The organism is Burkholderia cepacia (genome assembly GCF_001039005.1).
GTDB lineage: Bacteria > Pseudomonadota > Gammaproteobacteria > Burkholderiales > Burkholderiaceae > Burkholderia > Burkholderia theae.
The window spans coordinates 22,541-33,119 of the sequence record NZ_LDWR01000087.1 but is presented as its reverse complement, the minus strand read 5'-3'; the positions used below and the strand labels follow the sequence as shown (position 1 = coordinate 33,119).

The 10,579-nt window shown below is 57.6% G+C and carries 7 protein-coding genes and 2 pseudogenes; 4 read left to right on the top strand and 5 right to left on the bottom strand.

Annotated features, from left to right (window positions below; genetic code table 11):
- The 3 genes from VL15_RS42380 to VL15_RS36465 form a co-directional block, all read right to left on the bottom strand.
- On the bottom strand, positions 1 to 2,908 hold a 2,908-nt coding region (locus VL15_RS42380; protein ID WP_268991250.1), incomplete at its 3' end, for an ESPR-type extended signal peptide-containing protein.
- The gene (locus tag VL15_RS36470; RefSeq protein WP_155420376.1) at positions 2,905 to 3,063 is read right to left on the bottom strand and encodes a hypothetical protein; all 159 of its coding nucleotides are present in this window, start codon (positions 3,061 to 3,063) and stop codon (positions 2,905 to 2,907) included. The genes VL15_RS42380 and VL15_RS36470, both read right to left, overlap by 4 nt.
- A gap of 1,419 nt (positions 3,064 to 4,482) precedes the next feature.
- Positions 4,483 to 5,826 carry a flavin monoamine oxidase family protein gene (locus VL15_RS36465; protein ID WP_230684603.1) on the bottom strand — a complete coding sequence of 448 codons (1,344 nt, stop codon included), beginning with the start codon at positions 5,824 to 5,826 and terminating at the stop codon, positions 4,483 to 4,485.
- On the opposite strand from VL15_RS36465, the gene VL15_RS43435 reads away from it, so the two are divergent.
- Positions 5,770 to 5,946: a hypothetical protein gene (locus VL15_RS43435; protein ID WP_230684604.1), complete on the top strand. Its 177-nt coding sequence runs from the start codon at positions 5,770 to 5,772 to the stop codon at positions 5,944 to 5,946. The two genes, VL15_RS36465 and VL15_RS43435, sit on opposite strands and share 57 nt — an antisense overlap.
- A 1,106-nt stretch (positions 5,947 to 7,052) precedes the next feature.
- On the opposite strand, the gene VL15_RS42375 is transcribed toward VL15_RS43435, so the two are convergent.
- Entirely contained in the window at positions 7,053 to 7,307 is a 255-nt protein-coding gene (locus VL15_RS42375; RefSeq protein WP_155420375.1) for a hypothetical protein, read from the bottom strand.
- Positions 7,308 to 7,405: 98 nt separating this feature from the next.
- Here VL15_RS42375 and VL15_RS36460 point away from each other — a divergent pair, with 98 nt between their 5' ends.
- Positions 7,406 to 8,167 (top strand): TetR/AcrR family transcriptional regulator, encoded by a 762-nt coding sequence (locus VL15_RS36460; RefSeq protein WP_080971069.1) that lies wholly within the window; start codon positions 7,406 to 7,408, stop codon positions 8,165 to 8,167.
- Between the two features lie 611 nt (positions 8,168 to 8,778).
- Here VL15_RS36460 and VL15_RS41235 read toward each other — a convergent pair.
- Positions 8,779 to 8,901, bottom strand: a pseudogene (locus VL15_RS41235) (helix-turn-helix domain-containing protein); the annotation flags it as partial.
- 395 nt (positions 8,902 to 9,296) lie between these two features.
- On the opposite strand from VL15_RS41235, the pseudogene VL15_RS36450 reads away from it, so the two are divergent.
- Positions 9,297 to 9,964: pseudogene (locus VL15_RS36450) on the top strand (DDE-type integrase/transposase/recombinase); the annotation flags it as partial.
- Positions 9,965 to 10,132: 168 nt separating this feature from the next.
- Positions 10,133 to 10,540, top strand: a complete 408-nt coding sequence (locus VL15_RS36445) for a DUF3224 domain-containing protein (RefSeq protein WP_048251649.1) — start codon at positions 10,133 to 10,135, stop codon at positions 10,538 to 10,540.
- The last annotated feature ends 39 nt before the right edge of the window (positions 10,541 to 10,579 follow it).

Sequence of the window (10,579 nt, the reverse complement as noted above, 5' to 3'; positions counted from 1 at the left end):
TCGCCGACGACAGACCGGTCGAAGTCGAAGTCGACAGCGACGTAATCGAGCTATTCGCCGACGAGAGGCCCGTCGAAGCAGATGTCGACAAGCTGGTGATGCTCGAGGTCGTGGTGCTGGCTACCGCGTAAAGCTGGCTACCATTGATGGCGTCGGTACTACCTGCGCTGACGAGACCGGCCGCGACATTCTGGATGCGGCGCTCGGAGCCGACGGCGCCTACGCTCACGACACCAGCTGCCCCGTTCGCGCCTGCGTAGGGACCAAATGTCTGACCGCCGATTGTTGTGCTACTGACTGTACCAGTGCCCTGTGTCGCACCCGAAGCCGCACCTGTCGTGGTCGCGTTCGCGCCAAGCGCGACGGAACCCGCCACTGAAGCGTTCGCGGCGGCGCCAAGTGCGACCGCATTGGCTATATTGCCAACCTTGGCTCCATCTCCAACGGCAACAGAAGATGCGCCTCCCACTGATGCGCCGTGCCCCAACGCCGTCGCAGCAGTCGCCGAGGCTACCGATCCCGCACCGACCGCAGTACCGTTTGTGTTGTTCGCCGTACTTGACGCGCCGAGTGCCATTGACCCGGAGCTACCGCTCGCAGTCGATCCGTTCCCCAACGCCACCGCGTCGAATCCCGACGCAATGGTAGTCGCCGCAAACGACCCCGAATTGCCGAGTGCAATCGCTCCTTCACCTGTTGCCGTTGCTGCATTACCGACAGCGATCGCTCCATTCACGCCTGTCGCGTTCGCGCCCAGGCCAACGGCCACTGCGCTGTTTGTCGCGGTACTGGCACTGCCCAGTGCGACCGCACCCGTGCCGCTGGCCGAGTTGCCGCTCCCGACAGCAACCGCACCGGTGCCGGATGCGGTGTTATTTGCACCCGCCGCCACTGCGCCGGTACCCGTCGCAACGTTCGGATCGCCGATAGCGATCGCTCCGTTGCCGCTCGCAGTATTGGCCACACCGATCGACACTGCCTGCCCGCCGCTGGCCGACGCATTCTGACCAATCGCCACGGTACCGGCGGCACCCGCGCTCGCACCGTTGCCGATAGCCGTAGCTCCCGCCGCGTTAGCAATCGCACCGGTGCCCTGAGCAATTGAGTTGCCCCCAGTCGCTGAGGCTCCATTCCCGACAGCGATATCGTTGGTGATTGCCGTCGCGCCGCTAACACCAGCCACCGCATTGAAACCAGAGGCTATATCACCTGCACCATTGGAAATGGCCCCATATCCAAGCGCCATGCCATTCGCGCCCGTTGCCGAGGAGGTCGCGCCAAAAGCTATCGCACCCGTTGCACTCGACGTACTACTGGTGCCGATCGCCATTGCATTTGCGGAAGATGCAGTAGCGAGAGTCCCTAATGCGATGGATACGTTTCCGCTTGCTATGGTTTGATCGCCAAACGCGGTGGCTCCGCCCCCAGACGCGGTCGTCAGCGCGCCAAACGCGGTATCGTTAAACGATCCGGCATACGAAGAAGTCCCAAATGCAACTGAGTGAGATCCAGCGGCGATTGCGAGGTTGCCTACCGCTGCGGCCTGCGCACCAGAAGCCTTTGCGCCCTGCCCGACCGCGGTCGCTGCCCCACCCGACGCCGATGCGTTAGTCCCTGCTGCCAGGGCATTGACGCCTGTCGCGCCACTGTTGGCGTAGCCGCCCTGTTGCGTACCGTTGTCGTTGACGCTGAAGTAGTGCGTGCCTGCACCAGAGATTGCCTGAGCCACCTGATACAACTGGCTGCCGTTAACCGCGTCAGTCGACGTCGCCGAAACGTTGCCATCCGCCACACCCTGGATTTGCCTGTTGCCAACGGCAACAACACCGTTCGTGGGCCCCTGATTAACCGAGAACGTCTTACCGTTGACCACGGCGTTTGCTGTTGTCCAGTTCGTTGTGGCACTAACCGCACTTGCCGTCGAGCCTGCTCCAATCGCTACACTATTCGCAAGTGAAGCAGTGGCATTCTTGCCGAATGCGACGGTGCTTGTGTTCGTCGCAGCGGCCTCACTGCCAAGCGCAATCGAGTCCGAGCCAGTCGCCTGCGCACCTTGAGTTGTGTCACCCCCAATCGCGATTGCATTGGCCCCACTTGCAATGGTTGCGTTAGCCGCATTGCCGTTTCCGCCGAAGCCCAAGGCTACCGCCCCGTTTCCGGTAGCTTGCGAGCCAATACCCATTGCGGTGCTGCCCGTGCCAGAAGCCGTGTTATACAAACCGATTGCAGTCGCACCCGCACCCGAGGCCGAGTTGGCAATTCCAAGAGCGGTCGAACCCGCCAGTCCTGCAAGATTACTCATCCCTAGCGCGGTCGAACCCATTCCCAGCGCCTTGTTACCGCAACCACCTACAAACGAATTGAAGCCCCACGCAAGCGTGGCTTGCGAACCCGTAGCACTAACGCCGCCCCCGGAAAAGTCACCAGTGCCCGCATAGTTTATGGCGACGCCGTTGTCAGTTCCCGCGGTTGGGTAGAGCGCACCAGGATCAGTTGTCTGTGAGGTTGTTCCAAGCAACCATGCAGTATTTGCAGAATTCAGTGTTTTGCGTGTTGCGGTAAGAGACATGCAGTCGTCGTCACCGGTAAGGGCAACACCCTGGCCGGCGGCGCCGATGTAGCTGTTAGACAGCGTTCCGCTTGTCGAACCGGATCCACCAGTGAAATTTGAGCCCGTCGTGTTGCTGCCGCCATCGACGATGCCCGCCATCACATTTGGTACGCCCGACAAATAGAGAAATAAGGCTGCAACGGCAGTAGCGACGGCCGTTTGTCGCCGCGAATCGTCTACTGGCGCACCGGATACCGTGCACGATCTAGTTCCGCTTCGCTTCGATCTCGCCAATTCAGACGTGACGACAAATGCGCCAACGGCTTTGCACCAGATCACTTTAAAAATTTTGTTCATACCGCCTCCTGCCGAAACCCTGCCGGGATTACATTAAAAATAAATAACTTAATAGTCCTTAACACTTCATCGGCATCGACGATGCAGGAGAAGTCATTTTCCGCCGCCTTCAACGCAATTTCAGTCGCAGCCGGAACGTCCTTGCCGACCATCACTCCCACGTCTCCAACGCGATGCACGTGGCGCATCGGGGACAAGCACAACTCCGTTCGCCGGGCTGCGGTTGCCGATCCGGATACGCTCGTCCAAATTGCAGCCGCCGGACAAACCTATCCTGTCGCGTTCATCAACTATTTGTGGGGGCACCAGTTGGCAAAGTCGTCTGACGCATTCGTCTTATCGATCGAGAGCAAGTCCTGAAGGTCAATCAACGCGGCATCGTGTGCGTAAACTGACACGCTCCCCTTTCAGGGCAGCGGTAGAACTGCGTCCGACGTGTGGCCGGTAATCTTCACTCGCCGACATCGGGGTCAATGCGCTAATGCGCACCTCTTAGCAAAGGCATCCTAATGTCGCTTGCTCCCCAATAACGGCTTCATGTCAGCGAATCAACTGTCGATTACGAGCAAATCGGGGCGGGTGTCCGACACCTCGGTCCTCCGATTCGTCATCCTCGTTCGCCTCCGACCTGACAGCCTCCGCTCGCCTGCCGCTGACCATGCCCGAAACTGCATGTGATATCGCGGCCAAAGTTGTAGCAGTTCCTCACCCCGACACTCGCTGCACATCACTTGCCCCAACCGAAACAACTGAGTCACAAGACCTAGTTCGCTTTATACATAGCGAAGTGCTGCAGAGCAACTCCTGTTTATCCCTCGCATTGAAATGAATTGTCAAAATTGAGACTATTTAACAATTTTTAAGACTTTTCGCTCAGAAGATACTGAAAATTGGCCACAATTTGCGGAAATTTACGTATCCGGCAAAGCCGTTGGCATGCGGATTCCACACCCCAGCACACCACAGGCAATCCGATTTTCCTCATATAAATAGGTATGATGACCTTTTTATGCTCGGCTCGCTGACCGATGAAGTCCCACTCGGTACCCGGCACCCCACCCATTGGCATGCAGCGTGATGTCGCCCCGAATGGTCTTCATTTCGACAATCCGCTGAAATGGGCAGAAAGGATGGTCCACGGTATGCAGCCCGCCACGCGCGGGGGTGCCGTGCTGAGGTGACTTGGACGAAGGCCATGTCCAGATTTCGCGTCAACCTTAGGTAGCGCCCGCGAATGCGACCAGGCAGTCGAGCCGCAACGAGGCGGCACGGCCGCTTTAGGCCAGAAGATAATTCACTGGGAACCCGGGCTTGGTGTTCGTGGCTGGCGCGCTGCCGGAGTACTCGCGTTAGGTTCGCTGATGATGTCGCATCTACGTTGCGCGACGAAAATTCGGTCGCTGTCGAGGTAAATTGCTTCCAGCCAACTAGCGAAGTTGGCATGAAATGCCATGCGAAGACCGCAAATCTCTCTGCATCATGACGTGGACTGCTGCACAAGCGGCCAGCCCGCAGTGTTGGGGGCAGCCGCCAGTAGCAAGAATGTCGAAAGCGTTGGTGCGCTCACCCTGCTTCTATAGCTGCGGCGTATGAACACCGCCTGCAATGACTTCCGTCACCGCACGCTCCCCGGATTCGATGGCTCCGTCCATATAGCCAGTCCAGCAAGTTGCGCTCTCGGTACCCGCCCAGTGAATACGACCGCAAGGCTCGCGCAATGCAGGACCGTTCGTTATCAGCGTTCCAGGCGCCGTTATACCCACATACCCTCCCAGACTCCAGGGATCTGAAATCCAATCCTTGTCCACATAGCCGATCGGTGACGCGGCGTCTGGGCCAAAAAAGCGCTGAATCGACCGCACGGCCACTTGACGCCGCTCGTTGCTGGTAGCCTGCGCCATCTCTCGGCCGGCGTTCCCGGCGAAAAAGCCAACGAGAAATCCGCGACGGCTGCCGGGCGGCGTGGCGTCGGCAATGGGGCCAAACGTTGCGGTATCACTGATCGCCTCGCCCGACCACCCCTGCTCTCGCCAGAAAGGACGTTCGTAAGCAACCAGTGCCTTTATCACCGAACCCATCGGCATGCGGGCATGGAGCTGCATGCGCATCGCGGGCAACGGTGTCATGAAATCGATGCGCGCAGCAAGAGTGGGGGCAACTGCTACGATGAGACGCGATGCCCGCACCTCACCGCCCGCATGCCGGATCGTCACTTCGGACTCCGACTGCTCGATCGCGTATACGGGCGAATTCAACTTCAGCATGCCCGGTGGAAGGCGTTGGGCCAGACGCTCGGCCAGCTGGAAGGCACCACCGCGCACTTTCAAGCGCTGCGCCCCGTCGCCGCGAACTTCTACCTGTGTCTGTATCGTTCCGGCGGCTGCGACAAAGCTCAGAATACAGAGCAATGAAACTTCGTGTGGCTCACTGGTACTTAAGGCACGCGTGACGGTCTCCATTAACCTTCGGCCGCTGCGTGTATGCATCGTCTTTTGTATCCACTGGTCAACGGTCATTCGATCCCAGAGCGGTGCATTCGGGGCCTCCCATGGCGCCCGCGGATCGATCGTCTTCGCAGCGCGGTTAATACGCCGCATGGCACGATCCGTGTCCAGGAGGCCCATGACCGGCATGCGGGGAATGGTGCCACTGTAGCCTCGAACCTTACCCTCAATCTCCATTACCCTCCGACCGTCCGCATACTGCTCATAGAGCTCCAAATCGAGCTCTTTACACATCGCGACCGCTCGAGTTTGACCTATCCCGATCCACTGACCACCCAGATCAACGGATTCACCGCATAACGTACCGCCTTGGGTGCGGCCACCGACGCGATCTCGGGCTTCAAGCACGCACACACTATGACCGCGCTCAGCGAGTTGCTGCGCTGCGCGGAGCCCGGCGAGACCGGCGCCGATAATGCATACGTTGACTCGCTCTCTTCCGCTCATGACGAGGCCCTCGAAAGCTTCCACAAGATGATGTTCGCCGAATTGGACGCCGACATGAATACCCCGTTAAATTCTGTACTGCCCTGAAAGCCAAGCGACTTCTGCCACGACTTCGCTGGCAGGATCCGGCACTCGCTATGCGGTCGGCGATGAATCCGTCCTATCCACACAGAGTCATTATTTATATAAAACAAATTATAAGATATTCTTGTATATGTATTTATTCGCATTCCTATCTATGTTGGTTAAAAAATAATTCATTCTTTCTTCAAGGTACCGTCATATGGTCTGAACGACACGATCTTCGAAGTGCTGAAGCAACTACCAGCCGAAGACGAGCATCCGCGCGTCATTGTTAGTACGTCTAGAGTGAGTCGGAAAAGGCCGACAAAAAAGAGCCCGCTCCCAAATCTTCAGCAACAACGATCCTCTCCAACGTGCTTTCGTGGGCCGATTGCCGACAACCGACGACCAGAGAAGAACGGCAGGTCCTTCGCGCCGCCACCGTCCTCCTTGAGCTTCGTGCGCGATCGTGATCGTGATCCATGCTTTTGCCGCTGCAGCCCTCCCGACGATATCGCCGGCCGAATGCAGTTGCGACAAGAGGCAAATGATGGCCAGTTCGATAGAAGCCTCAGCAATCCCGCCGGTGCCATATAACATCATTGCCAGTATCGCCACCTCATCGAACGCGCCATTTTCAGACGCAACGCGCAATTGCGAGCAGTTGTAAGATCCGCGAATCCATCGCAAACCACAATCACATCACCGTGAACATCCGACGCCACGCTCTTCGACTAGAGACCTACAGCCGAAGGTTGCGTCACGGCTGCCAGCGAAACATCGCTGACCATTGCAGAGTCTACGAGCGCTGTCGCGACTGCTCCACGCAGGGACATACGTCGATCGATACCCTCCTTCCGATCCTCGCTCTCAATAAAAAGGTCATACGACCTATTTGTGTTATACATTGACAACATTTTGTACAGCAACTCTCGTTTACCCGCCTCCGAAGGAAGATAGCGCGCATAAGCTTCATCGTGATTTGTCCGCGCATAAATCTATGAAAATCAATTACATGCCGGCTTTTGTTCGCTTCAAAACCATCTTGGACTCGATCGGATTTTAGGTAGCAACCAGCTCGCCTCAAAATCGAAGGCATCACACATATAGGTTGGAAGACCTGTCATAAATCAGTCCTGCCGACGCTGAGCCCGAATGTCTGCGGCCGATATCGGCAGCGCCACCGAGTGGGCCCGTGCGCCGACAACTGGATTCAACCGGTGGGCGATGGCGTCGCTGATCGAACCGATCGGGAAATGACGGTAGTATCCCCAGCCTCCCTGCGGTCCAGTTGCATACTGCTCACGCGCGCGACTGTGGACATCGAGCAGAAGGAGGCGGGCGTTTGGCTCGCGAATCCATTGCAGTGATTTTTTATTGTGCATCGCAGCAATATTCCGCTCGCCGACCGCTACAAGGCGAGTCCATCCAGCACGATGAGACGCCATTGCGGGCTTGCACGCGGTTGATTAGACGACCCATAATGTCACTCCACAACCGTAATGACGGTGTTGCCCTCGCCAACACCCCGGAAGACAAATCGATGTCGTCGAAAACCATAAACCGCGACCTGCATGACAAGGCTGGTGGAAATGATCACGTCGATCCGCAGACGAACGCGTTTCCATCACTGCTTCTCGGGGACAACCCGCGCCCGTTGACCGAACGCGGGCGTCAGACGATTGGTCGCATCCTGACGAACGCGATCGAGATTTTCGTCACGGATGGGTATGGCGAGTTGAGTATGAGGAAGGTCGCGACGAAGACCGGACTGTCGCTGTCGAATCTGCAACATTACTTTCCGTCCCGCGAGGACCTCTTAGCAACGATCATCAACGTAACGCTCGCCAACTATGCGGGTTCGTACGACGATCTTCGCGCCGACACAACGCTTACGCCCGAGGCACGCCTCGAGAAGCTGGTGCGGCTGCTGATCGAGGACAGCAAGCAATCGAAAACCCAAGGACTTTTCGTCAATCTGTTTGCACTGGCGCAATCGCAGGAATTCGCGCGCAAAACCATCGAAGAGGCGTACACGCTCCAGCGTCACATGGTTGCCGAGTTCGTGATGGCCATCAACCCTGCGCTGCCGCCCCCCGTGCTCGCGCGAAGATCGGCATTGATTACTGCCCAGATCGAGGGACTTGTCGTATTCATTCCTCAACGCAACCGCTTCCCATCGGACCTCAAAGGCCTGGAAGACGACGCTGTCAAAGCAGTCCTAGCGCTCGCGAAAATGCCGTAACCAAAGCCGGCCTTGCGACGGTTTCCTGTAGATCGCCGCACGTGTAGACGTACACAATTAGCGCTAGTTGCGTCCGCAAGAGCGCCAGCAAGTTCAATAATTCTCCTAGCAAAGGGTTCGGAGTCGGGCTGTTCGGTTGCTTATTATTGCCCGGAGTGTGGTATCGAAGTTGTCGGCTTTATGAAAATCGAATCCCGCATACTGTGAAGCGTACTTCAGTATTTTGCTGCCGGATCCACCATTCTTCTTCTATCGCGGTCTGTAAATGTCGGCTTCATTGAGCACGAGGCATCTGAAGCAAGACACAAGATAGCGCTGTTCGATTATCTGTTCGGACGGTGTCTGGATCTCCGTCAATCGAACGGCTTATACACTCCGATGTCGAGAGCAGATCCAAGGCGATGCTGCCACCGGAGGAAGCAATGACCCTGGCCCACAAAACTGTCCCGGTTGAAGTGAAGTGGGAAATTCCGGCGTGACGTTGTCATCAAGACCAGTTGGTCATGCTGTGAAGGAAGACCTTCACACCAGACTCAATGGTGAAGCGAGCATGATCGGACAGTTCCTTTCCTCGATCCCAGGTCAATGATCGCCACAACAGGGCAGGCACCACGAGTTGCAGCATTACGCGCGAGCTCTCGTGAGACCGTTGACGCGCTGCGGCCAATACGGCGCGCGATCTCACGCACTCCGACGCCTTCGGCTTTGAGTAATCCCATCTCTTCACGCTTGGCATCGTTGGGCGCGTTACAGCTTCGGCGATTGCCTCGGCGTCGAGCGTGTCGTTCTTGTTCGACTTCAGGTGGGGCTTGACGAATTGGGCCGCTATCAACTTGATGTCGTGGCCGAACGCGATCAGTTTCCGTGCCAACCAATGCAATCCCGGACAAGCTTCCATGCCCACGCGTGCGGGAGAAGCTGTTGCAAAGAACTGTAGCAACGCGCCGCGACGAAGCTTGATTCACTGGGTGGGCTGTCCATGCTTGTCGGCTCCGGCAATGTGAAATGTCGTCTTGCCCAGGTCGACGCTGTAGACGGCGCAGCTGTGAGGAACGATACGCATGATCATTCTCCGATGGTTTCAGGGGCTTCAGTATCCCCCTTGGGGGAGGGGCGGACCATCCTATCAGCGCCGAGGCCTTCTCGGCCCCGTGAACTGGTCACGGACTTGATGCAGCGTTTCTGCGCAAGCCAGCGACAGACCAGTGCGTTGTTGCAGCTGTCCCGCACGGTCTACCGTTACGAGTCGGTCACGCGTGCTCAAAGCGCGCTGGAGATGCGCATCAACGGGATCACGGAAGTGCAGGTGCATTACGGTACGCCCCGCCCCGCGGGTACGTGATGCTTCGCCGGGAAGGCTGACGAGACAACCATCAACACGTTGAACGCGTGTATCGGGAACTTGGGCTTTCGTTGCGCCACAAAAGACCTCGACGGAACAAGTCGGCCCGGAGCCGACAGCCGAAGCAGCCAGTGAGCGCAATCAACGAAATCTGGAGTATGGATTTCGTCGTTGATGCGCCGTTCAATGGCCGTCGCTTATGTACGCGCACGATCGTGGACAACTACACGCGGGAATGTCTGGCCATGGAAGTCGACGGCTCATTGCGTGGCGGGCACGTTGTCGCCGCACTGACCCGGCTTGCGTAGCATCGTCCGCTTCCCTGCCATATCAAGGCGGACAATGGTAGCGAATTCATTTCGAAGACGCTGGACAAATAGAATGGCGTCGAGATTGACTTCTCACGTCCTGGCAAACTGACCAACAATGCGAAGAATGAATCCTTCAACGGACGCTTATTGGGCTAGCCTCAGGTGAGAAAGATTAACGACTGGACGCCGATTATCGCCCCAAACGCTGCGCGGCACACGATCCGAGGTCGGATCCGGTCACGCAAACCGTTACCGCCGGCGAAACGCCGTTGGCTTATAGTGCGGAGTGCCCATTCAACGAGGAGAGCTGCAATGAAACTGCTGGCCAACGGTCCTTTTGAAGTGAAGCTGAATCCGGAATCCCTGAGTAGCGTCGCGGAAAACACCGGGCTCGGCCGCCTGTCACTGGACAAGCAATTTCACGGCGACCTGGAAGCCGTCAGCCACGGAGAGATGCTTGCGTTTCGAAGCAGTGTCCAGGGTTCGGCAGGCTACGTGGCAATGGAAACCGTGCAGGGTGTGCTCGGTGGGCGCCAGGGCAGCTTTGTCCTGCAACATAGCTCCACCATGACGCGCGGTCAGCCGAAGCAATCGATCACCGTCGTGCCCGATTCCGCGACGGGAGAATTGCTCGGGCTCTCCGGCTCGATGACCATCAATATCGACAACGGCCAGCATTCGTACAGCTTCGACTACGCGTTGCCTGAATCCCCGCAGTGAGCCGCGCACGCACGAGCGCCGCTGATTCCGTGTGACGCT

Coding starts and splice junctions, on each gene's coding strand:
- VL15_RS43435 (WP_230684604.1), top strand. CDS start 5,770: ATGACCGCGCTCAGCGAGTTGCTGCGCTGCGCGGAGCCCGGCGAGACC.
- VL15_RS36460 (WP_080971069.1), top strand. CDS start 7,406: ATGTCACTCCACAACCGTAATGACGGTGTTGCCCTCGCCAACACCCCG.
- VL15_RS36445 (WP_048251649.1), top strand. CDS start 10,133: ATGAAACTGCTGGCCAACGGTCCTTTTGAAGTGAAGCTGAATCCGGAA.
- VL15_RS42375 (WP_155420375.1), bottom strand. CDS start 7,307: ATGCACAATAAAAAATCACTGCAATGGATTCGCGAGCCAAACGCCCGC.